The 20,076-nt window shown below is 62.4% G+C and carries 16 protein-coding genes and 1 tRNA gene; 9 read left to right on the top strand and 8 right to left on the bottom strand.

The window, feature by feature from the left end; all coding sequences use genetic code 11:
* Nucleotides 1–7 precede the first annotated feature (7 nt).
* Nucleotides 8–904, bottom strand: coding sequence for a UbiA family prenyltransferase (locus ACO076_RS09585; RefSeq protein ID WP_421726490.1), 897 nt, complete (start codon nucleotides 902–904; stop codon nucleotides 8–10).
* 294 nt (nucleotides 905–1,198) lie between these two features.
* Here ACO076_RS09585 and ACO076_RS09580 point away from each other — a divergent pair, with 294 nt between their 5' ends.
* From ACO076_RS09580 to ACO076_RS09570, 3 genes are all read left to right on the top strand, one after another.
* Nucleotides 1,199–1,597, top strand: coding sequence for a hypothetical protein (locus ACO076_RS09580; protein WP_421726489.1), 399 nt, complete (start codon nucleotides 1,199–1,201; stop codon nucleotides 1,595–1,597).
* 265 nt (nucleotides 1,598–1,862) lie between these two features.
* Complete coding sequence (locus ACO076_RS09575; protein WP_421726709.1) at nucleotides 1,863–2,933, top strand: type III polyketide synthase; 1,071 nt, start codon at nucleotides 1,863–1,865, stop codon at nucleotides 2,931–2,933.
* A 50-nt stretch (nucleotides 2,934–2,983) separates the two neighbouring features.
* Complete coding sequence (locus tag ACO076_RS09570; RefSeq protein ID WP_421726488.1) at nucleotides 2,984–4,150, top strand: diphosphate--fructose-6-phosphate 1-phosphotransferase; 1,167 nt, start codon at nucleotides 2,984–2,986, stop codon at nucleotides 4,148–4,150.
* Between the two features lie 376 nt (nucleotides 4,151–4,526).
* Here the strand turns inward: ACO076_RS09570 and ACO076_RS09565 are convergent, their stop codons facing one another.
* The 5 genes from ACO076_RS09565 to ACO076_RS09545 all read right to left on the bottom strand — a co-directional run bounded on the left by ACO076_RS09565 (nucleotide 4,527) and on the right by ACO076_RS09545 (nucleotide 11,055).
* Nucleotides 4,527–5,171 (bottom strand): Crp/Fnr family transcriptional regulator, encoded by a 645-nt coding sequence (locus ACO076_RS09565; protein ID WP_421726487.1) that lies wholly within the window; start codon nucleotides 5,169–5,171, stop codon nucleotides 4,527–4,529.
* 493 nt (nucleotides 5,172–5,664) lie between these two features.
* Complete coding sequence (locus ACO076_RS09560) at nucleotides 5,665–6,147, bottom strand: hypothetical protein (protein WP_421726486.1); 483 nt, start codon at nucleotides 6,145–6,147, stop codon at nucleotides 5,665–5,667.
* 11 nt (nucleotides 6,148–6,158) lie between these two features.
* On the bottom strand, nucleotides 6,159–6,713 hold the full coding sequence (locus ACO076_RS09555; protein ID WP_421726485.1) for a hypothetical protein: 555 nt from the start codon (nucleotides 6,711–6,713) through the stop codon (nucleotides 6,159–6,161).
* Between the two features lie 131 nt (nucleotides 6,714–6,844).
* Nucleotides 6,845–8,101 (bottom strand): MFS transporter, encoded by a 1,257-nt coding sequence (locus ACO076_RS09550; RefSeq protein ID WP_421726484.1) that lies wholly within the window; start codon nucleotides 8,099–8,101, stop codon nucleotides 6,845–6,847.
* 182 nt (nucleotides 8,102–8,283) lie between these two features.
* A complete protein-coding gene (locus tag ACO076_RS09545) occupies nucleotides 8,284–11,055 on the bottom strand; it encodes a caspase family protein (protein WP_421726483.1) in 2,772 nt (923 codons plus the stop codon).
* A 149-nt stretch (nucleotides 11,056–11,204) separates the two neighbouring features.
* Between ACO076_RS09545 and ACO076_RS09540 the strand changes: the two genes are divergently transcribed.
* From ACO076_RS09540 to ACO076_RS09530, 3 genes are read left to right on the top strand one after another with little or no spacing between them, the layout of a single operon-like run.
* On the top strand, nucleotides 11,205–11,522 hold the full coding sequence (locus ACO076_RS09540; RefSeq protein ID WP_421726482.1) for an ArsR/SmtB family transcription factor: 318 nt from the start codon (nucleotides 11,205–11,207) through the stop codon (nucleotides 11,520–11,522).
* The gene (locus ACO076_RS09535) at nucleotides 11,519–12,604 is read left to right on the top strand and encodes a permease (protein WP_421726481.1); all 1,086 of its coding nucleotides are present in this window, start codon (nucleotides 11,519–11,521) and stop codon (nucleotides 12,602–12,604) included. Before ACO076_RS09540 ends, ACO076_RS09535 begins: the two co-directional genes overlap by 4 nt.
* Complete coding sequence (locus ACO076_RS09530; RefSeq protein WP_421726480.1) at nucleotides 12,601–13,455, top strand: transglutaminase-like domain-containing protein; 855 nt, start codon at nucleotides 12,601–12,603, stop codon at nucleotides 13,453–13,455. Before ACO076_RS09535 ends, ACO076_RS09530 begins: the two co-directional genes overlap by 4 nt.
* 2,771 nt (nucleotides 13,456–16,226) lie before the next feature.
* Here the strand turns inward: ACO076_RS09530 and ACO076_RS09525 are convergent.
* Nucleotides 16,227–16,937 carry an SIMPL domain-containing protein gene (locus tag ACO076_RS09525; protein WP_421726479.1) on the bottom strand — a complete coding sequence of 237 codons (711 nt, stop codon included), beginning with the start codon at nucleotides 16,935–16,937 and terminating at the stop codon, nucleotides 16,227–16,229.
* A 113-nt stretch (nucleotides 16,938–17,050) separates the two neighbouring features.
* Between ACO076_RS09525 and ACO076_RS09520 the strand changes: the two genes are divergently transcribed.
* From ACO076_RS09520 to ACO076_RS09510, 3 genes are all read left to right on the top strand, one after another.
* Nucleotides 17,051–17,126: transfer RNA gene (locus ACO076_RS09520), tRNA-Ile, on the top strand.
* A gap of 580 nt (nucleotides 17,127–17,706) precedes the next feature.
* Nucleotides 17,707–18,834: a hypothetical protein gene (locus ACO076_RS09515; protein WP_421726478.1), complete on the top strand. Its 1,128-nt coding sequence runs from the start codon at nucleotides 17,707–17,709 to the stop codon at nucleotides 18,832–18,834.
* Between the two features lie 25 nt (nucleotides 18,835–18,859).
* Nucleotides 18,860–18,997, top strand: coding sequence for a hypothetical protein (locus ACO076_RS09510; RefSeq protein ID WP_421726477.1), 138 nt, complete (start codon nucleotides 18,860–18,862; stop codon nucleotides 18,995–18,997).
* A gap of 33 nt (nucleotides 18,998–19,030) precedes the next feature.
* Here the strand turns inward: ACO076_RS09510 and ACO076_RS09505 are convergent, their stop codons facing one another.
* Nucleotides 19,031–19,978: a substrate-binding domain-containing protein gene (locus tag ACO076_RS09505; protein WP_421726476.1), complete on the bottom strand. Its 948-nt coding sequence runs from the start codon at nucleotides 19,976–19,978 to the stop codon at nucleotides 19,031–19,033.
* Nucleotides 19,979–20,076 lie beyond the last annotated feature (98 nt).

Genomic DNA, 20,076 nt, shown 5'->3' with positions numbered 1-20,076 from the left:
ACGCGCCTTATCCGGGCACCGGCAAGCTGATGACCCACGCGATCCCCAGGACGCCTGAGAGGATCGCGGCCAGGTACCAGCCGCGGCGGAGGCTCGCCTGTGAGCGTACGATCAGGCGGTCAGCGATCATCGTGGCGAGCAGAACCGCACCCGCCAAAAGCCCCGGGACCAATGTCACCGGGTCGTTGCCGAACATCGCCGGGGTCAGCGCAAGGAGACCGATGCTGAGCGCCAGGCACCCCCATGTCACGCCCAGCGAGCGCGCGACGCCGAGCCGCTGCGCTAGACCTTTGATGCCATACGCCGCGTCACCCCGGATGTCCGGGATCGTGTTGGCGAGATAGAGTGCTAGGGCGATCAGAGCACCGAGCGGGAAGCTGGCGAGCAACACCGGCGTGAACCGGTCGACGGCAAGGAAGCCCCATACCGGCAACGCCGGAATGCCGATGGCATAGGGGACCCAACTCCAAACCGTTCCCTTCAGCCAGATGTCGTAGGCCAACCCAGATGCCAGCACCATCAGGGCGACTGCGGCGACCGGCAGGCCGAGGATCAGCGACAGCAGCACCCCGATCAGCCCGGCACCGACCGAAATCGCGAACGCCGTCGACGGGGAGATGTCGCCGCGAGCGATCGGCTTGTCGGGCTTCGTTCGCCGGTCAAGGTCGACGTCGAGAAAATCGTTCATGCTGCCGACCGAAGCCGACACCAGGAACACGGACGCCGCGACCAGAACCGCGCGTCCGACCATCGCGCCATCGGACGCAATCAGCGCGAAGGCGAGCCCCGCCGCGCTGTTCATCACCGCGGGGAAAAGGTGAATGACGAGCAGGCCGCCACGCAGCCGCCGAAGGGCCGGGTGCGTACGCCCGCCCGACGAGTCGCTGTCGGCAGACTCGCTCATCAATCAACAGGTTCCGCCACCAAGGCGGAAACGATCATGCAACGGGTTGGACACTTGCCGATCCTCACGCTTGGCCTAGGGGTTTAGCCAACAAAGGTTCCAGTCTGAAAGCGATTTTATGGTTCTCGGGCTTCGAAGCACGTTGGTGAGAAAGCGGCGTCCGGTCACCCTATTTGCATCGAAACCGCACATATCAGGCTCGCCGGCCGACGCGTTCGCTGATATCGTCTTGTGCGCGGCTCATATTTTCGCTGAAATCCGCATCGTCAGTATCGACATCGGAGGAACGAGCAAATGATCTCGAGATTGATTGCCGTCTGCCCGACACGCCAGCTGCGTTATGCCTGCGCCGTTTTTGCCACGCTCGCGGTTGTTCTATCCGCACCGATGCATGCATTTGGCAAGGAGATAAATCTAGCCTGCGAGGAGGTTAACGCCACATGTAGCGGCCACCATCTCATGCCGGGAGGCTCGGAATTGATTATCCATGCATGGTGCGACCTGCTTTCGCCGACCTTCAACAAGGACCGCGCAAAAATGTCGTGCAACATACCGGGTGGGAACACCAAAAAGATGTACTGCAATCCGCCAACGTACTATGCGGCGGGAAACTACTGGGACTGTCAATGTTTCAACCATTCGGCAAACGACCCCAAGGTGCAGTACGCCATACGCTGCGGGATCTCCGAGTAAGGTCCGGACCCTATTCGATTCACCACTGAGCCCGGCGGCGCGTCGGCGAGCAGCCATGGCGGGCTCCGTCGTATCGGATCGCGATGTATCGATGGCCGATCGCCTGTCGAGCGCTACAACCTACCGCGAGGATTAGCGGTTTCGTCGACAGGCGCGCTTGGGCTAGTCTGCCTGCCGGGGCAAGGCCAAGCGCCGGTGGGATCAGTGATGCAACAACCGATACCGCGCATCGGGCGGTTTTTGGTCGCGTGCAGGCCGCGGACGCCTGCGGGTTGTCTGTCATAGCATGGCGAGCATCGTATCCGTCGGTACGGCGGTGCCGCCCCATGTCATGCCGCAGTCGCTCGCCCGCGATATGGCCGGCGATCATTTCGGCGGCACGATCGCCAATGTCGACCGCTACCTTCAGGTCTTCAAGAACGCATTGGTCGACCAGCGCCACTTCTGCGTCGCGCCAGACTGGTTTACCCGCGACCACACGCTCGAAGCCAAGAACAACCTCTATCTCGACTGGGCTGAGCGCCTGACCGCCGAGGCGATCGAAAGGGCGCTCGGCAGTACCGACATCGACCCCGGCTCGATCACCCACATCGTTCTGGTGTCGTCGAGCGGTATCGCTACGCCCAGCCTCGATGTGGCGCTGATCAACAAACTCGGCCTCGATCCGCGAGTGCGCCGTCTGCCGCTGTTCGGGCTCGGCTGCGCCGCGGGCGCCGCTGGCCTGGCGCTCGCCGGAACCCTGGCTGGCGATTCAGCCGACACCACCGTGCTGCTCGTCTCGGTCGAACTCAATTCGCTCACCTTCCAGCGCGACGACTTCGCTAAGTCGAACCTGGTCGCCGCCAGCCTGTTCGGCGATGGCGCCGCCGCCGTCGTCGTGCGCGGTGGCGACGATGGCCCCATTGTCGTCCTCAACTCGACCACCCTGCTTCGGCCGCGCACCAACCGGCTGATGGGCTGGGAGTTCGTCGACACCGGCTTTCGCGTCCTCTTCTCGCGCCGGGTGCCGGAAACCATCCGCACCATGATGCCGGAAGCGGTGGCGAACGCCCTCGCCGGCTCGGGGGTCGGCACCGACCAGGTCTCGCACTTCGTCTTCCACCCTGGCGGCACCAAGATCCTCGACGCCTATCAAAAGAAGCTCGACCGACCGGCCGAGGACTTCCGCGCGAGTTACTTTGTGCTCAGCCAGTACGGCAACATGTCGAGCGCGACGGTGCTGTTTGTGCTTGACGAGGAAATCCGCAATAGCCCACACCGGTCCGGCGACTACGGCCTGCTCGCCGCCTTCGGCCCCGGCTTCTCCGCCGAGGTCAGCCTGCTCCAGTGGCGGTAGCCGGCACGCCGTCCTCTCCGTGAAACCGTTCGCCCGCGAAGGTTCCCGACATGACCAAGCTCTTCGTGATTGCCCAGGGGGGCGGCCCGACCGCCGTCATCAACCAGACCGTCGCCGGCGCGGTGCTCGCCGCGCGCGAGAAATACCCCGACGCCCGGTTTCTCGGTGCCCGGCACGGGGTGCGCGGTGTCGCCAGCGGTGATTTTGTCACCCTGTCGGAGCTCTCCAAGACCGACCTGATGCGCTTCGCCAACACCCCGAATTCCGGCCTCGGCAGCACCCGCGACAAGCCGGACGAGGACTACTGTCAGCGCATTCTCGCCGGTCTCGACCACGCCGGCGCCAGCACCTTCATCTATATCGGCGGCAATGACACCTCGGGCACGATGGCGATCCTCGAGGACGCCGCCGGCGACGCCATCCACTTCATCCACGCGCCGAAGACCATCGACAACGATCTGGTCGAGAATGACCACACGCCCGGCTTCATGTCGGCGGCGCTGTTCGTCGCCAACGCCTTCCTCAGCGTCGATCTCGACTTCCGGGCGATGCCCGGCGTCTATGTCGGCATCGTCATGGGCCGCCACGCCGGCTTCCTCACCGCCTCCGCCGCCGCCTGGCGCCGCGACGAGTCCGACGGGCCGCATCTCGTTTACCTCCCCGAGGTGCCGTTCACTGAGGGTCAGTTGGTCGGCGACATCAAGCGCGTGCTCGACCGCCACGGCCGCTGCGTCATCGCCATGTCGGAGGGAGTGCAGACCGCCGACCACCGGCCGCTCGCCGAATCTCTGATTCCGGCCCACCTCCATGAGCGCGACGATCACGGCAACCTGCAGCTTTCCGGCGGTGACCTCGGCCAGGCGCTGAAGCTCGCGATCAAGGACGACCTGCCGGGCGTGCGCGCCCGGGTCGACACCTTCGGCTATCTCCCCCGCGGCTTCCTTGGCACCGTCAGCGACATCGATCGGGCCGAAGCCTTCGCGGTCGGGCGGTACGCGGTGGAAGCGAGCGAAGAGGGCAGCGGCTCGGTCGCCCAGCAATATGAGAACGGCAAGACCGTACTGAAGCTGGTGCCGCTCTCAGCCGTCGCCAACAAGACCAAGCGGATGCCGGACGACTTCATCACCGACGATGGCTGCCACGTCACCGACACCGGCCTTGCTTATCTCCGCCGCCTGCTACCCCCCCGCCCTGACGCCTGGACACCGTTCGTCTGAGGGTAGTGCATTTGCCTGTTCGCTTGCGGCGAGCGGGGGAAGCAACGTCTTCCGTCGCAAAAAAGGGGACCCCGTTGCGCTGCCATGCGTGCTTCGAGGCTTCGCTTCGCGAAGCACCTCAGCATGAGGGCGTTGATTACGGGGTCGCGCTCGGAACGGCACATTCGCGCTCTCCTAAACCGCAACGCCACGACCTCATCTTGAGAGCCTGCCCTCGACCCGATCGGGGGAGCTCGGGCGCAAGCCCGAGCCTCGAAGGACGCACGCCCCGACGCCGATATCGACACCACCCCTCACCCTTGGGTCAGTGAGCGTCTCGGCTGCGGACGCCAACCCACGCGCTCGTCCCCGCGAAGGCGGGGACCCAGTCCAACGCTTAACCCCTGGGGCCGGCCTGGACGGCGCGGGCTTCCGCCAGCCGTTCCTCCGCCACACGGACATCGTCGATCAGTCGTGCCGAAACCACACTGATCAGGTAGTAGGCGAATTGCGGCTGCTGCAGCACTAGCGCCTGCACCTTACGGGCATCGACCCGCCGGAGCCGGCAGTCCTCGATGCACAGCGCGGTCGCGGTTCGTTCACCGGCCGACGAAAACACGCCGACCTCGCCGAAGATGTCCCCGGCGCCGATCTCTGTGTCATAGATGTCGAAACGGATTCGCCCCGACTCGACGACATAGAGGGCGTCGGCCTGTTCGCCTTGTCGAAACACCGTTTGCCCGGCTCGGTAGGAGACCGGCGTGGAAAACGGGATCAGCCACCCGATGTCATGGTGCGCCGCTGTCGCCGAACGGATTGTCGAGATCAACCGGGTCATCTCGTAGAGCCGGTAGACATTGATCGGCAACAACACGGCGTGAAGCAGCAACACCGGTTCGAGCCCGTTCAGCCAGCCATACGTCATGAAGGCGACGTTGCTGCTGATTCCGAGGATCCGCAGCGGCACCATGGTCCGCATGAGGAAGGTCGCGAACACCAGCCCGGCGGCGACAAAGCCGATTGCCTGGTCGAAGTCCTCCACCTGGGTCTCCCTGTCCGTCGCGCTGTTTTTGCGGGCGCGTTGTTGGCAAGACTAACAGAGGATGGATGGATCGGGTGACTGCCGATCGTGGGCCGCAGAACCGGACACGGAGCCCTCGTAGTGGGGGTCGGACTTTCCGGACAGCACCCCGGGACGGCCACCGACGGCCGGCGCGGGCGCCGACTTCTCCACGTCGGTCCGATAGAGATACGTTTCTCTCATGGAAGCCATACTCTTCCCATGACAATAATCCCGAGTTCTATGACAAAAATCCCAGGCAGGGGAGATTTGTACCTGTGGTGGAGCGTGTAGGTAGGAAAACCGTGGGCGAGGGCCAACTTCTACGACGTAACCGCCGAAGTTTGGGCCATGCCCGGCCCCGCAATCCGGTCCCCCGAAGTGACTGAAAGCGCCGCCGGAGCGATGGCCCTCGATCCTCGCCGTACCGGGCATACAATCTTTGTCAATAGCGGCCAGTTACGCCGATGGGGTCTCAGACTGCACCTTTTTTCCGCAGGTAACGGTCAACGTCGCCCACGCAATCACGACCAAGAATACCTATCAACATTCCTTTCTTTTTCTGACATTCTCTAATTAAGAATTGATATCTCGATCTTTCGATGAAGTTATTCGTAATCGCCCAATAATAATCTAATTCGTCAAACATCTTATCACTAATCAAATACCTCGACTGATCGTAATTACTATCGTCACAAAATAATCCATTGTCTACCTGATAATCAATTAATTTTAAACATTCACCATCAAAAGAACCTCTGTCTTCTACGAAACAATGATCATAGTATCGATTTCTATTAGACATATGTCGCATTTTACAACGCAAATACGGATTATTTAAATATTCCCAAATAATTTTATGGTGTTTTTTGAATTGCTCGTGGACAGAGTGGATTATTTTATCTCCAGTCTGCGCCTTAGTTATAAAAAAAGTCGCACATAAATTATCCTCTGACATAAATGAATCGTTTACCCGATCAACAACGCCTCTTTCATTTTGTAAAAACTCGTCAAACGCTCGAATTTCGGACGTCGTTTTATAGATAATTTAAATCTTTCTTCCTGATTACTGCGAATATCCTTTCCATTTTTCGTTTCGCACTTAGTGAATTTGATGATCTGGTCGGCAATTTGCCCACGTTTTTCATTCCACTCCTCAATTATTAAGTTATATTTTTCGTAGTTTTCGTGGAATTGAACTATTTCGTTATCTTTTATATAGGAGTACATTCTCTCTGTAATACCGCGTCTATTTACTAGTGCAGTCTGATATTCCGACTTCATTTTAGAAAATTTTTGGTCGGCGGCACTTGGAACTGAATTAAACAAGCTTAGTTCGTCTTGTATTGCCACGACTCCCTGTCTGAGTAGAAGTAGAGGGATGCTGACAACAATGAGTGTGATAAGTGCTGTTAGCGCGTGATCCCGGAATGCTTTTCGCGGTTTTTCGGGAACCGACTGTACTGTCCTTTGTCCGTATAGGAAGCCCAATGCGAACGCTATAACTGTGGCCAAGGTGCGCATTTCACGTGACCCCGTTTCTGCCTACCTACGTAGCGGCAATCGCATTAATCCTCTCGAATGCGCTAGTGCACTGTATGGTTGCATAAAACCGTACTATGACACAAGGGAAAGAGCAAGCGCCCAGCCCCCCCTCACCCCGGTTGCGGCCGGGCGGTGAGTTTGCGGATCGCCGGGGCGCCCCAGGTGAAGAGCAACAGTATGAGCCCCAAGGCGGCGGTCGCGGTGACGATGTAGAACGGCAGGCGGATGTCGATCGACATCAGCAGGCCGCCGATCAGCGACATCACCCCGCCGGCGAGGCAGAAGACCGCGGTGGTCACGCCCATCACCCAGCCCTGATCGGCCTTGTCGACGCTGCTCGAAAACAGCCCGAGGATCGTCGGGTACGACACCCCGAACAGAACATAGAAGAAGAACACCGGGACAAAGACCAGTATCGCGTTCGGGGTAAGCACGAAGGCCAGGGAGCACACCACCATAACCACCAGACTGACACCGACGATCGACCGCTTTTCGACCCGCGCCTGAACCGGCTTGACGAAAAACGTGCTGCTCATCGCGAGGCCAATCCCGATCACCAGCATCGCCACGCTGCCACCGACGACGCCGTAGCCGAAGGCGCTGGTCAGGTAGTTGTCGATGAAGACGTAGAAGGTGACGTTGGCGATCATGAACAGCGCGTAGACCGGCAGAAACCGCAGCACCAGCGGATGCTGGGTCACCTGCCAGAGGCTGTCGGTGATGTCGCGCGGCCGGAAGACGAACCGCTTCCGCTCCTTGCGGATGTCGTGGAAGAAGGCGAGCACCAATATCATCGCGATCAGCACCAGGACGAAGGCGGCGTAAAACGGCAGCTTGAGGCTCGCGATGTTGCCGATGAAGATCGGATCGGAGAGCAGCGCGCCGATGATCGGCCCGCCGACCAGACCGAAACTGACCCCGGTGACGATGTAGCCCATGTTGCGATCGCGGTCGGCATCGTCGGTGCTGCCGTCGATCATCGCGGCCTGGGCAATCGGCTGGTTGCCGGCGGTAAAGCCGGTGATCGCGCGGCCGAGGATCAGGAGCCACAGGCTGTTCAGGTAAAGCGACAGGATGGTCAGCGCGTAGCCGGTCAGCGCACCGCCAAGGCAGACCAGCAGCGCGTTCTTGCGGCCGATCGAGTCGGAGACCCGCGCGACGTAGACCACCCCGAGGAACCAGGAGAGGAAGAAGATGCCGATCACCAGCCCGTAGTCGAAATGGCGCCAGGCCGTACTGGTGCCGGCGGGAAGGAAGCCGGACGACGGGTCCATGACCAGGGTGTTGATGATCGGGAAGACCAGCCCCTGGCCGATCAGGTCGACGAAGACGACGAACATCAGTGTGATCTTGGCGATCACCGGCATTGCGTTTCTCCCCGAAGCCGAAACCCGCGCAGAATCAGGGGCTCAAGCCATGAGCGAAGTATAGGGTAGCGCACCGTCAGGCCAAGCGAGCTATGGCGGGGATGCCTGTTCTACGCTGAAGCACTCCGCGTTGACGGTGCCGTGAACCAACCCAGGGCCGAGGCCCCGCTCAATCTCGACCGCTACCCGCCGAGATCCGCTTGCAGGCGATCGAGGGCGGCGCGGGCAGCGTCATCCATCTCACCGTCCGGCTCCGCCTCGAGGTAGCCGCGGCCGATGAGATAGCGCTCGATGCCGGCGATCACCTCGCTCGGATAATTGCCGGGCTCGTCGCGGAACTGGTCGAACGTCCAGGTGTTGCGCGCCTCTAGGGCACGAACGAAGAGGTCGGTGGCGCGGCGCAGATTCGGCTCGGTACCAAGACCGTCCTTATAGGCGACGCCGAGATTGTGCATGGCGATGGTATTGCCGAGATTGGCGGCGCGTGTGTACCACTCGAGCGCCGCTTCCTGGTCCGCATCGGTGCCGATCGCGTTGGAATAGAAATACGCCAGCGACGCCATACCCTGGGCGTTGCCGGCTTCGGCGGCGCGAACGTACCAGTCGAAGGCGGCGGTCATGTCGGCCTCGATGCCGTTACCGTTCTCGTAGATCAGCCCGAGATTGGCCATGGCGATCGCGTTGCCGGCGTTGGCGCCACGCTCATACCACGCGCGCGCCAGTTCCATGTCCTTCTCCACGCCCCAGCCGACCTCGTACATGAAGCCGAGATTGGCCATCGCCTCTGCATTGCCGATATCGGCGCCGCGGCGGTACCAGTCGAGCGCCGCGTCATAGTCGACCTGGCCGCCCTCGCCGTTGGCGTAGAGGTAGCCGATCGACGCCATCGCCGGGCCATTGCCGGCCTCCGCCCCCCTCAGATACCAGGTCCGCGCCTTGACCTTGTCGATCGGCACGCCGCGGCCGCCATCGTAAAGGTAGGCGAGGTTGGCCATCGCCGCCGCGTTGCCGCGCGCGGCCGCGACCTCATACCAGTGCCGCGCCCGTTCGAGGTTCTCCGGCGTGCCGCGGCCGTACTGGTAGAGTATGCCGAGATTGTTCATCGCCGCACTGTCGTCGCGCGCGGCCGCTCGTTCGTACCAGTCGCGGGCTACGCGATAGTCGCGACGCACCCCCTGCCCGTTCTCGTAAAGCAGGCCGAGATTGACCATTGCCGCGCCATTGCCGAGCGCCGCCGCGTCCTCGTAGAGCTGCCGCGCCTGGACATAATCGACCGCGACGCCACGGCCGTAGTTGTAAAGCCGGGCGAGATTGTTGATGGCCTCGTGGACACCCTCATCCGCCGCGGCTTCGAACAATGCGCGCGCCTCGTCGAGGTCCTGCGGACCGCCGAGCCCGTCCTGATGCAGGAGGCCAAGCGCGTTAGTGGCGACCGCGTTGCCGCCCGCCGCCGCTCGGCCGTACCAGTGGCGCGCCGCGTCGAAATCCGTCGGTACACCCGAGCCGGTCTGGTAGAGGGACGCGAGATTGCTCATCGCCGCGACATTGCCAGCGTCGGCCGACCGGCGGTACCATTCGTGCGCCGCGTCAAAATCGGTGACGACCCCCGCGCCGCTGGCATGCAGGAAGCCGATATTGCTCATCGCCGCTGAACTCCCGGCCTCTGCGGCGCGGGTGTACCACGCCATCGCCGCGCCGTAGTCTCCGCCGGCGTGGTAGGCGCGGCCGAGCTGGAAAGCGTAGCGGCGTTCGTCGGGCGCGGCGTCAACGGCCTCGGTGCAGGCCGCAACCGCGACATCGGCGACCAGCCCCAGGAGTGCCAGATCTGTGCCGACGGCGGCTATGGGCTTATCCGGATCATAGCCGTGCGCCGCCAGCCGGTTGCATGTCGCCTGTGGCGTCTCGCCAGGCAGCACGGCTCTGAGATCGACGCGCGCTGCGGACGTGGTGCCGGACCCGTCCCCTGCGATCTCGGGGAGGTCGACGGTCCGCCGGTCGCTGTCCAGCAGCGTCTGGCGGGTCGTCGCGCCGGCGGTGCAGTAGACGCCTCCGGCAATCTCTGGCGTGCAGAACTGCAGGAAACCGTCCCAGGCCTCGACCGTACCGAGCCTCTCAGCCCGGCGGAACGCGTCGGCGATCTCCGCTGGAGTCGGCACCGTCGGTCGTCCCGCGCGGTCGAGAGCCGCCACGACGTCGGGGTCGGGGATCAGTGGCCCGTCGACATCGGTGGGGCCATAGACCACCGGTGTGATGATGCCGTCGGTGGTGGCGGTAACCTCGCCATGGACCCGATCGAGCAGGGTCGATAGCGCGACGCTGTGGGTCTCGAGATGGGCGAGCCAAGTCTCGGCATAGACCCCATTCTCGTCGACCATGGCGATGGGCCCCGTAGCCGTCACCACTGTTACGGCCCCCGTCGGCTCGACCGGCGTGGCCGCGTCGCCAACCTGGCGCCTGCCGAGCGCCGACGAAAGCGACGCAGCCGCCGCCGAGGCCGGCGTATCGAGAATCACGAGACGAACGTCGCGGGCGTCATCCACGGCCGCGATCAGGCGCGAGACCGGCACGCCCTCGTCGTCGAGATGGCTGTTGCTGGCAAGTCGTGCATCGACCGGCAGGATGTAGTTGATACCGTCGCCGGCCAGCGCTCGACCGCCGAAATAGACGACCGCGACGGCGGCATGCTCCACGTCATCCTCAAATTCGCGGATCGCCTCGCGCAGCGTCGGGCCGTCCGCGTCTGTGAGATGGATGACAGCGAAACCGGCGCCGGTAAACGTGTCAGCCAGATCGGCGGCGTCTTCGGCCGGATGGGACAAATTCGGACCGGTCGGGTAGGCACCGTTGCCGACGATCAGGGCGACGTGCTCGGCAGCACCGGCCGGCAGCAGCCCGACCGCAAGCGCGGCAGCAAAGCCAACAAGACGAGAGCGTTCGACGATGCTTCGGGCCATGTTCGACATCCATCAAGCACAGGCATCAGCGATCGATCCACGATACTCGTGGTTCGGTTTGTCGACAAATCAGCGTCAGGCCGGCGATTGTGTGACTGGTTCGTGCAACGCGGTTGACCGCGTCACGATGTTTCGATATAACTAGTTTTATGGTTACTTCGATTGAAGAAGCGGCGGTGGGCTTTGCCGCAATCGGCTCCGAGGCCCGACTGCAGGTGCTCCAGACTCTGGTCAGAGCCGGCGAAAACGGCTTGACCGTGGGCGATATCCAGGCCCGGTCGGGGATGGCCGCGTCGACGCTGGCGCACCATTTGAAGTTTCTCGCCTCGGCCGGCCTGATCGACCAGGAGAAGGTCGGGCGGGCGGTCGTCAACCGCGCAAACTACAATCATCTCAGTATGTTAGCAGACTACATCCTCGACCAGTGCTGCGCCGAGGAAGACCGCCCAAGGATCGCGACGCTATGACCGACGCCATCGAGACACCCCTTTCGACGCCCGGCGACGCCGCCGCGACATCGCCCCGACGCCCCCGCGACACCGGTGTCGGGCGCCGACATCTGCGACGCCTGCTGACGCCGTGGACCATCGTCATCCTGACCCCACTCCTCGTGCTGGCATTGGACCCGACCAATCTCGGGCCGGTGGTCGGCTTCGCAGCGCGGGCATTCGCCGGCACCCTTCCCTACATCGCCTTCGCCGTGATCCTGATCGCCTGGCTCAAAGCCGCTGGCGCCGAGGCGGTGGTCGGCCGCGCCTTCCAGGGCCGCGAGACCCAGGCGATCATGCTCGCCGCGCTGTTCGGCGGACTGGCGCCGTTCTGCTCGTGCGAGGTGATCCCGTTCATCGCCGGCCTGCTCGCGGTCGGCGCGCCGCTGTCGGCGATCATGGCATTCTGGCTGTCGTCGCCGCTGATCGATCCGCCGACGCTCCTGATCACCGCCGCCGCGCTCGGCTGGCCGTTCGCCGTCGGCAAGGCGGTCGCCGCGGTCGCGCTCGGCCTGTTCGGCGGCTTCGCGGTCAAGGCGATGGTCCGCGGCGGCCTGTTTGCCGATCCTGTCCGCGCCATATCGACCGGCGGCTGCGGCTGCGGGCCGTCGCCATTCAAGGGCAAGCCGGTGTGGCGGTTCTGGACCGAGGGCGCTCGCCGCGGCGTGTTCCGCACTGAGCTCGCCGAGAACGCGCTCTTCCTGGTCAAATGGCTGGCGATGGCCTACGTGCTGGAAGCGTTGCTGGTCACCTACGTGCCCGCATCTCTCATCGCCGGGGTGGTCGGTGGCGACGGCGTCGGCTCGGTGGTGATCGCCGCGCTGGTCGGTATGCCGGCCTACCTCAACAGCTACGTCGCCCCGCCGCTGCTCGCCGGGCTGATGGAACAGGGCATGGCCGCCGGCGCGGCGATGGCCTTCATGGTCGCCGGCGCGGTGTCGTCGATCCCGGCGATGGCAGCGGTGTGGTCGCTGGTGAAGCCCGGCGTGTTCGCGACGTATCTTGGGCTTGGGGTGAGCGGCGCGATCGTCGCCGGCCTGATCTTCCAGCTCGCGATATGAACGGCACCGCGACCGTTACGGTTACCGTGGCCGGTGACGCCGGCGGTCGATATCTGCTCGCGCCGGTGGGGATCCAGACACCGGAGACGACGCCGCTGGGTTTCGCGGTCGAAGGCGCCGACTTCCGCCTGACGGGCGAAAGCGAGACTGGCCAGATGGCGGCGCTGATCGCGCCCGCCAGGGAACCGGTGATCCTGACCTATGCCGTCGCCGACGGGCCCGGCCCTGGGTATCCCGAGGCACTGTTCGCGCCGCGCGACAACCGGTTCACCCGACCGGCCGCGGCGCTGGCCGATGACGCGCGGAACCTCGCCGAAACCGCCGGCGGGGGCGCGGCCGGCATCGCCGCAATCGTCAACCATGTCGGCCAAAAATTCCGCTACGCCCATCCGGAGGTTCGCTTCAACGACGGTGCCGACGCCGTGCCGCATCTTGCCTGCGGACTGACCGAAGGCTCCTGCGTTGACATCAATACCTACCTGATCGCCTGCCTGCGCGCCGCCGGATACGAGGCCGGCTACGTGACCGGATACTTCTTCCCGGCCGAGAAGAACGGCACCTGCGACGACATGCATTGCTGGGTGGTCACCAGGCACGGCGGCCGTGTAGAGGCATGGGACATCGCCCACCACCTCAAGCTCGGGACCCGCACGGTGCAGCCGGGGCTGAACCCGAAACCGGGCACTCGGGTCGCGGTCGGCCACTCCATGGGGCTGACCTTTCCGGCGCTCGGGATCGCCGACCTCAAGCTCCTCGCCGAACCGGTCTGGGTCGATGCCGAGGGCGGGACTGCCGCAGCCGAGGTGACGATCCGGCTGGAGCGGAGCGAGGTCCTGGCGCGGACGGGGTGACCGGAGTCAACAGGCCTCACGCCGAGGCCGCCGCGAAACGGCCCTCGAAGCACGCCAACTTGACGCCGAACGCGTTTGCGGTTCCACTGACGCACACTGGAGAGGTCGCATGGCACCCGAACCGAAAGCGGGTTGAGCGCTGGCCACTCATGCACTTGAACCTAATAGACTGGACCACTCGTGCGGCGCTGATCGAAGCCTATCAGGCGCGAAGCGTGTGACGTCTCGCCAGCAATACCAAAGGCAGTATCGGCAACGAGAGAAGAGAGTGAAGGGATTTGCTATGAGCACAACTGGAATAATGCGCTTAGTGTTGGTTTCGGTCCTATCGCTGACAATGGGTATAGGCGCTGCACTTGCCGGCCAAACAGCGGCTACACAAATTCTCGACCAACCGACGACCAACTTCAAGAAGGACGTTAGAGTCAACGTAGATCAGACAATTGTCTATATACCGACCCAATGCAAGAAAGAAGACGGAACAATAGTAATGCCTAATGCGTCACTCAGTTGTTCCCATAACAATGGTTATTGCCAGACCGCACCGGACAACCATGTGCAAAACACTAGAACCTGTAAATGTGATCTTCCGAAATACGAAGAAGGGAACCAGACTTTTACTGTGTCGTTTAGCTGCAACTGGAACTGATTCCCTAGCCACCTGTCACTTGACGAGACCGTCCCGACCGTTGAGCCGCCCAGGGGGCGGCTTTAGGTGGCGGAGAACTGACGGTCAGCGCCCGGATCGCGCGGGGTGTTTTGGCCTTGCCCCCGGTGCGAGGTTCCGCGCACCCTCAGGCCAGGGCGGGTTTAACTAGCCGAGGCGCGAACTTAGACTTCGCAAAGCGCTCGATTAGCACTATATCTCCCTATTTACCAGGAGGAGGTGGAGCATTATAGCAGTTGACTTCATAAGTTATTGTATATTTTATGTTCTGGTTTTTGTGATCACAATCACACTCAGCATATTTGCCAACGACAAATGCCGAATTGTTTTGGCATGTAATAAAAATTGGCGCGCCCTTGGCTTGGCATGTAACGTCCGGTGCATATGTCTGATTGTAACTATCTGTACACACGCCTCTTATGACATATTGTCCGACCGCTCCGTGAACCTTGTTATTGCACGATCCTTGTGATTTGGTGCAATTCACGAGGTCGTTATACGCGAATGCCGGTGCCGGCAGGTATAGTGCCAAGACCACTATCGCTATAACCATCCTGATCATGGTGCCCTCCGTGACGAGACCTAGAGTCGCAGCCAAATTTATGTAAGCACAACGTTGCTCCGGGCGGAAGGCTGACCTGGCTGGAACCTCCAGTCTGCCGCCGGGGTGCTACCATAGCATCGAACCTTGGAGTGACCCGACAACGACCACGCCGACGTCCTCCGACTTCACCGGATGATAGGGCGCGGCTTTTTTGCCAATAGACATTTAGTTCTTTGCGGCGCACGCAATGCCTGTCGACATATCTAGCGGAGATACCAAGTTTTTGTTATGACAGATACAATTAATTTGCTGACTATTGATATTTTGCTTGGTACAGGGGTCGTTCCCCTCGCTCGCGTTGTTGTTCCACTCGCAGGTTGGCATGCTGATGACCGTATTGGCCTTGGTACACTTACCAACAACGGTGGAATGGGAATCGACCTTGACTTCGTATTTGTTCGGGCCACAACTTGCGGAGCTACAGTTTAGATTATAGTTTGTATAGGCGGCAGCCATCGTAACGCCGAGCAGTAAAAACGAAACAAGGTAGACTGCTTTTGTCGCTGCATTCATGATCTTCCTCATTTCATTTACTCCTCTCAAAACGAAACCGCTGCACTCACTGGTTTAGCCGTTCACGCCATGCAGTCAGCCGATGCAGGCGCGTAAAGACGCGGAAGACACGACTTCTGGATTACGACGTGATCGTGTGTGACCCGTTTCGGTTTGTCAAACAGCCTTGGTGAAATATTAGACGGCTCATATCGAGCAAACGTGATCTGATCCGCTCGCGCCGTGGCTTCTCCCGCCGCGAGAGGGAGATGCGCCACGACATCGCCGAGCGTTCACGTAGGGCGCTAGTCCTTCGCCATCCGTCGACCTCTGGCTTGATCGGAGGACCGGTGCGGTCAGGCTCGCAACTGGGCAGTCAGGCGCCGGACTGGCGCACCCTTACCTGTATCGGAGCGACAGGTTTCGATGGGTCCTCTGGTCAAGCCAGAGGACGACGGAGAGTGAGTTTGCCCGATGTACTCTTCTGCTGGCAGTAACACCCCTCACCCTTTCCCCCTCCCGAAGGGGAGAGGGAAGAGATGGCGCCGCCCTGCGTGCTTCGAGGCTTCGCTTCGCGAAGCACCTCAGCATGAGGAGGATCTCGGCAAGTGGACGGACGTCGCGGCGACCCCCTCTCCCCTTGCGGGAGAGGGCAGGTTTGACTTGGCGAGGGACGAGCCTAGGCAAACCGGGTGAGGGGTTGGATGTTGACGAGTCATCGATTCCGCCAACGCCCCTCACCAAGCTCGGCTAAGCCGGCTCCGCTGCCAAGCCTCGCTATCCCCCGATCAAGTCGGGGGCAGGCTCTCTCCCGCCGGGAGAGGACACGCGCCGATCGGCCCCGGGGGCAGGCTCCCGCAAGGGAGAGGATACGCCCCTCACACGGCTCCGAAAGCAGGAGTTAAGTGGAGCGGTGCCAACGCACCCTGCCGCACCCTGCTTCGAAGAGCGCCGCGCGGCCGTGATCAGCAAGTCGACAGCGAAGCACGAAGGTAGCGCGCCGCACCGCTATCGCGGCGCGATTTCCCAGGTGATGGTGGCGTTGGCGGTGATCTGCTGCTGGCCCGGCATCACCGGCACCGAGTCCGACCTCCGACGGACCTCGGCCACGACGGACATCGGCATGGCGCTCGAGGCGTTGACATCGAGGATGCGGACGAGGCGGAGGCCAGCGGCTTCGGCCATCAATGCGCCGCGTCGGCGGGCCTCGGCGATCGCCGCGGCCAGCGCTTGATCGGACGCGGCCTGGGGATCGGAGATGTCGAAGCGGATGCCGCTGATCCGGTTGGCGCCGCTCGATACCACCTGATCCAGGACCGCACCGGAGTTGGCGATATCGCGGATGGTGACCTGGACGGTGTTCGACACCTCGTAGCCGACGATTGTGTTGGTGCCTTCCGAGTCATAGCGCAGGATGCTCGACCCCTCGCCCTCGAACAACGGGGTCACCGAAAAGCCGCTGGTGCCGATATCGGCCTCGTCGATACCCTCCGCCTGGATGGCGGCGATGACGTCGCGGAGGTCGGCGTTGTTGGCGCTGAGCGCCGCGCGGGCGGTCTCCTCGCGGGTGACGACGCCGATTGTGACGATGGCGATGTCGGGGGTCACCGACACCGATCCCTCCCCGCCGGCATTGAGGGTGGGGATGCGAGGCTCCGCGGCGAGGGCCGGCGCCGAGACGCCGAGACAAAGAGCTAAAGCAAAGACGATTGGTTTCACGGGACGTGGTCTCCTTGGTCGACCTCGGCGCGGACCCTGTCCCGCCTTTTGGACCGCAATGGGGCCGATTGCCGGCGGGTCCGAATTCTCCTATACGGGGCCCGCCTCATTCCGGGCCTGTAGCTCAATGGTTAGAGCCGGCCGCTCATAACGGTCTGGTTGCAGGTTCGAGTCCTGCCGGGCCCACCATCTTTACTTGCGCGCCGCCGTCGCCCGCCAACCCGGCGCGCGGGTTCCGGTTCGAAGCTCCCTTCTCGCCTCCACCATTGACTTGCCCGCCGCCGTCGTCCGCCAACCCGGGCGCGCGGGTTGCGGTTCGAAGCTCTCTTCTCACCTCCACCATTGACTTGCCCGCCGCCGTCGCCCGCCAACCCGGCGCGCGGGTTGCGGTTCGAAGCTCTCTTCTCACCTCCACCATTGACTTGCCCGCCGCCGTCGCCCGCCAACCTAGGCACGCGGGTTCCGGTTCGAAGCCCCCTTCTCACCGCCACCATTGACTTGCGCGCCGCCGTCGCCCGCCAACCCGGCGCGCGGGTTGCGGGGCCAGCGTCGTCTCGGATGCGCTAGCAGGTTGCAGTCGGCTGTTGTTCCCGTCTGTTCCAAGCAATCTAAATATTATCCTTAATGCCGACGGTTCGATTGATTACTAGGATTCTCCAAGAAATCATATAATATATATATCGCAGCAACTAAGAATGGGCCGTGTCGGACCTGACACACGCCGTTCCCGACACGGCTTGAAGCGAAGCAACGACGGGAGTGAGACGCGATGCCCAAGCAAAAGGACGACGTGTTTGCAATCGGTAGTCCGGCCATCACGTTTTCTAAACCCAACCAGAAGTGGAGGATCGAAAAAACGGTCACAGTCAGCTCGGACGTCGACGCTGTCTTCAGCGAGTACGTGGGCAGCACTCTTGTCAACAAAGGACACATCCAAACACTTGGCGGCGACGGTGTCTTATTTGTTGAAAACGAAGCCGAAGTCGTCAACAAAGCGACGGGCCTGATCGCGGGCGACAACGGCGTTCGGTTTACCGGCACCGACAACGTCGAAGCGCTGCTTGTCAATGACGGTCAGATCGTCGGAACCAACGTCGGGGTGTGGGATCTCGGCAGGGGAGATTTCCGAGCCGAAAACCACGGCCAGATCTTCGGCACTAATGTTGGTCTCGAGGCTAATGCGTCAGGTGCTGGCTCGACATCGGGCCCGGTCATTCACAACTACGGTTCCATCGAGTCTGAAGCGACAGGCGTCAATGTCGCTGCTGCCCCTGGCCTGCGCTGCAAGATCGTCAACCATGAAGGTGCGGTGATCAAGGGCAGCACCCTCTCCTCCGGGATCGGAGACGGCGCGGTCCACAACGCGATGGGCGACATGATCCTCATCAACAAGGGCAAGATCAAAGGCGACATCTTCAGCGCGACGAGCGGCAAGGACACGATTACCAACACCGGCAAGATCAAGGGGACGGTGTTGCTGGGTTCCGGTAACGACACGCTCGACAACCGCGATGGCAAGATCACCGGTTACATCACCGGAGAGGATGGCAAGGACAAGCTCATCGCCGGCGACGCCAAGGAGAAGTTCTTTTTCGCCATTCCGGCCGACGGTACGAACATCGACCGGGTCAAGAAGTTCGAGTCCGGTAAGGACAAGTTCATCTTCGCTGAAGGGGTCTTCGGCGACCTGACCGACGGACCTTTGGCCAAGTCCGCCTTTCGCAGGGGCACCGAAGCCGAAGACGACGACGACCGCATCATCTACGACAAGGACAGTGGCAAGCTCTACATCGACGACGACGGCGTCGGTGGAAATCCGCATTTTCAGTTTGCCAAGGTCGACCCCGGCCAGACGCTGAAGTACTCAGACTTCACCGTCGAGTTGTTCGCCGCCTAGCGCCGAACACCGCACCCTCGGAGCGGTGAAAAAACGCCGGCGGGTGGACGGCGGCAGCGCGTATTTCGACGCGAACGGCAATGTCGACGGCGGAGAGGGTCTGTTCGCCGAACACGACCCCGGTCAGAAGCCACAGTCCTCCGGCTTCACCGTCGTCGCCTGACGAGCGGGGGTTCCGTTTCCTCCCCGCCCCTGCTCATGGATGCTCGTCGATAAACTGCTGGACGTTCTCGCGGGTTGTCAGGACGGCATCCTCAAGTTGGACCGGCGGAACTTCCTGCCCGGCCATGAGTTCGAGGGCCATGTCGACCGCCAGCCGACCCATGGCGCGGGTCTTCTGGGTGGCGGTCACATCGAGGGTACCGTCCTTGATGGCCTCAAGGGCGGCAGGATCGCCATCGAAGCCGGCAATATAGACGCGCTGCGGGAGGTTGGCCGCCGCCACCGCCCGGGTGGCACCCTCGGCCAGCGTATCGGACTGACCGAAGATCATGGTGACGTCGGGATGCGCCGCGAGCAGCTCCTGCGCCATCTGGAAGCCTTCGTCCTGCGACCAAATCTGGCTCGACCGGTCACCGACCAGCATGACGCCCGGGACCCCGGCCATCGCTCGGTTGCACCCTTCGGTGCGGTCCACCTCCGGCGTGGTCCCCACCTGCCCGCGCAGGATAATGAGCTCGCCTGCGTCGCCGGCGAGCGCGAACAGGTACTTGCACACCTCGTACGCCGCCGCGTCGCTGTCGCTGGCGATGAAGGTGTCGCCGGGTTCGTCCGGCGGGTTGCGGTCAATGTTGACTACCGGCACGCCCTGCGCCCGCGCCAGCCTGGTCGGCAGTGCCGCGCCCTCGGCCTCGGCCGGGATGTAGATGAGCGCGTCGATGCCCTCGGCGAGAAGATCGCGCACCTGGCTCGCCTGTTTCGCGCTGTCGCCCCCCGGATCCACGGTGACGACCGTCAGCCCCTTCTCGGCGCCATACGCTTCGACCGACTGCTTGATTTGGTTGAAAAAATCGGCCTCGAGATTGGCGACCGCGAGGCCAATCGTCCGATCGTCGGCGTTGGCGTGGCCGACACCGGCGACGGCCAGCAGGATACTGGAGAGAACGCCAAGCAACCTGCGAGGGAACGGAATCCTGAGATGCATGTGTGTCTCTCCCCGACCACCAGGTCTTCGAGTGCGTGAGATCCGTATTCGCTCTCTTCGCATACATGCTTTCGTCCAGTCCGCAAGAGCATCGGCGG

Origin of the sequence: Bauldia sp., assembly GCF_965232525.1 — a bacterium.
In the GTDB taxonomy this organism is placed as follows: domain Bacteria; phylum Pseudomonadota; class Alphaproteobacteria; order Rhizobiales; family Kaistiaceae; genus Bauldia.
This window is presented reverse-complemented; position numbering and strand designations above follow the sequence as displayed.

Excerpts from the sequence above, each read along its gene's own strand:
- ACO076_RS09585 (WP_421726490.1), bottom strand. The coding sequence starts at position 904 with ATGAGCGAGTCTGCCGACAGCGACTCGTCGGGCGGGCGTACGCACCCG.
- ACO076_RS09580 (WP_421726489.1), top strand. The coding sequence starts at position 1,199 with ATGATCTCGAGATTGATTGCCGTCTGCCCGACACGCCAGCTGCGTTAT.
- ACO076_RS09570 (WP_421726488.1), top strand. The coding sequence starts at position 2,984 with ATGACCAAGCTCTTCGTGATTGCCCAGGGGGGCGGCCCGACCGCCGTC.
- ACO076_RS09560 (WP_421726486.1), bottom strand. The coding sequence starts at position 6,147 with ATGTCAGAGGATAATTTATGTGCGACTTTTTTTATAACTAAGGCGCAG.
- ACO076_RS09555 (WP_421726485.1), bottom strand. The coding sequence starts at position 6,713 with ATGCGCACCTTGGCCACAGTTATAGCGTTCGCATTGGGCTTCCTATAC.
- ACO076_RS09550 (WP_421726484.1), bottom strand. The coding sequence starts at position 8,101 with ATGCCGGTGATCGCCAAGATCACACTGATGTTCGTCGTCTTCGTCGAC.
- ACO076_RS09545 (WP_421726483.1), bottom strand. The coding sequence starts at position 11,055 with ATGGCCCGAAGCATCGTCGAACGCTCTCGTCTTGTTGGCTTTGCTGCC.
- ACO076_RS09540 (WP_421726482.1), top strand. The coding sequence starts at position 11,205 with ATGGTTACTTCGATTGAAGAAGCGGCGGTGGGCTTTGCCGCAATCGGC.
- ACO076_RS09535 (WP_421726481.1), top strand. The coding sequence starts at position 11,519 with ATGACCGACGCCATCGAGACACCCCTTTCGACGCCCGGCGACGCCGCC.
- ACO076_RS09530 (WP_421726480.1), top strand. The coding sequence starts at position 12,601 with ATGAACGGCACCGCGACCGTTACGGTTACCGTGGCCGGTGACGCCGGC.
- ACO076_RS09515 (WP_421726478.1), top strand. The coding sequence starts at position 17,707 with ATGCCCAAGCAAAAGGACGACGTGTTTGCAATCGGTAGTCCGGCCATC.
- ACO076_RS09505 (WP_421726476.1), bottom strand. The coding sequence starts at position 19,978 with ATGCATCTCAGGATTCCGTTCCCTCGCAGGTTGCTTGGCGTTCTCTCC.